General features: G+C 48.0%; 2 tRNA genes and 2 rRNA genes. All 4 read left to right on the top strand.

Annotated elements, in window-relative coordinates:
* A 16S ribosomal RNA gene (locus VB081_RS12280) occupies positions 1–692 on the top strand; the annotation flags it as partial.
* A 237-nt stretch (positions 693–929) separates the two neighbouring features.
* A tRNA-Ala gene (locus VB081_RS12285) sits at positions 930–1005 on the top strand.
* 163 nt (positions 1006–1168) lie between these two features.
* Positions 1169–1245: transfer RNA gene (locus VB081_RS12290), tRNA-Ile, on the top strand.
* 418 nt (positions 1246–1663) lie between these two features.
* Positions 1664–2344 (top strand): 23S ribosomal RNA (locus tag VB081_RS12295); the annotation flags it as partial.

Here is a 2344-nt window from a genome sequence, read left to right on the forward strand (position 1 = left end):
CTTCCGTGCCGCAGTAAACGCAATAAGTATCCCGCCTGGGGAGTACGGCCGCAAGGTTGAAACTCAAAGGAATTGACGGGGGCCCGCACAAGCAGCGGAGCATGTGGTTTAATTCGAAGCAACGCGAAGAACCTTACCAGAACTTGACATCGTCTGAATAATCCGTAATGGGAGAAGTCCTTCGGGACAGATAGACAGGTGGTGCATGGTTGTCGTCAGCTCGTGTCGTGAGATGTTGGGTTAAGTCCCGCAACGAGCGCAACCCTTATTGCTAGTTGCCATCATTAAGTTGGGGACTCTAGTGAGACTGCCGGAGACAATTCGGAGGAAGGTGGGGATGACGTCAAATCATCATGCCCCTTATGTTCTGGGCTACACACGTGCTACAATGGGTGTAACAACGGGAAGCGAGCTGGAGACAGCGAGCAAAACTCTAAAAAGCACCCTCAGTTCGGATTGGAGGCTGAAACCCGCCTGCATGAAGATGGAGTTGCTAGTAATCGCGAATCAGCATGTCGCGGTGAATACGTTCCCGGGCCTTGTACACACCGCCCGTCACACCATGGGAGTTAGAAGCACCCGAAGCCGGTGAATTAACCGAAAGGAGATAGCCGTCGAAGGTGAAGTTAGCGACTGGGGTGAAGTCGTAACAAGGTAGCCGTATCGGAAGGTGCGGCTGGATCACCTCCTTTCTAAGGAGAACTACAGATGAAATACTCTGTATATCCTATAGGTCGAAGGAATATCTTCGCAGTTAGAAATTCTCTGTTGTGAGAACACTCAGTGGAAGCTGAGTGTGACAGCAACAGTGCATAGAATTTCTTATGCGAAATATTCTTACCTTTAAAATATGAAAATCTAACTAAAAGAATATGGATAATTTTCATTTACACTGTCTAGTTTTGAAGGATCAAATCCTTCATGTGAATGGGGGTATAGCTCAGCTGGGAGAGCACCTGCCTTGCAAGCAGGGGGTCAACGGTTCGATCCCGTTTATCTCCACCAACTTTTTCTTTACGTAGCAAAGAAAAAGACCAACATTCCATAATTTGATACGGAGCACAGCGGAGTAAATTGGAGGCTGCGTAGCAAAGAAAAAGACCAACATTCATTAATTTGTGCCGTAGCACATGCGGAGGCATTTGACCCGCGAAGCAGGCAAAGACAAGGGCTCATAGCTCAGGCGGTTAGAGCGCACGCCTGATAAGCGTGAGGTCGGTGGTTCGAGTCCACTTGAGCCCACCAAGTTTTTCGCAGTGCAACGGAGAAAATAAAGACCGACATTCCTTAGTGTGAAACGTAGCACTAGCGGAGTGACTTTGACCCCTGAAGCAACCGAATTACAGTTGAGTTATGAGACAAAAAAGAGATAATATACATGTTGATTTAGATAAGGTTGGCATGTATAATATAAATTCCGGAGTCAAAATGACAAAGGAGAACAAATGGCCTTCCAGGCCTGTTGCGTCGGAATCCACACGAAGGATCGTGTTCCATTCCTTGCAACGTGGAAACATTCACTACGTGAACTGTTTCCTTGTACCTTGAAAACTGCACAATACCGTACAAAGAGATAATAATTACGAAGTAATATTATCGGGTAACGAAGTATGAAAAATACTAAGTTGCAACAAGCTGAGAGATTCACTAAAAAAGCTTAAAAGATCAAGCTAAAAAGAGCATATGGTGGATGCCTTGGCACCAGGAGCCGAAGAAGGACGTGATAAGCTGCGAAAAGCTGCGGAGAGCCGCAAATAGGCCTTGACCCGCAGATATCCGAATGGGGAAACCCACCAGAAGTAAAGATCTGGTACCATAACATGAACACATAGTGTTATGGAGGGAAACCGGGGGAACTGAAACATCTAAGTACCCCGAGGAGTAGAAAGAAACATCGATTTCCTAAGTAGCGGCGAGCGAAAGGGAAAGAGCCCAAACCGGCAGTTTACTGCCGGGGTTGTGGACCACTCAAAGGACATTACATGTATAGCCAAAGGACTCTGGAAAGGTCCGGCACAGAGGGTGAAACCCCCGTAGGCGAAATGTATGTAATGCAGGAGTGGCACCAGAGTAGGACCGGACACGTGAAACCCGGTTTGAAACAGGGGGGCCCACCCCCCAAGGCTAAATACTACCCAGTGACCGATAGTGAACAGTACCGTGAGGGAAAGGTGAAAAGAACCCCGGGAGGGGAGTGAAAGAGAAACTGAAACCGAATGCTTACAAGCAGCCGGAGCGCAAGTGACGGTGTGCTTTTTGTAGAACGGGCCAACGAGTTACGGTATGTAGCGAGGTTAAGCACTTCAGGTGTGGAGCCGCAGCGAAAGCGAGTCTGAATAGGGCG

It is taken from the genome of Christensenella sp. (genome assembly GCF_034927525.1).
Lineage (GTDB): Bacteria > Bacillota > Clostridia > Christensenellales > Christensenellaceae > Christensenella.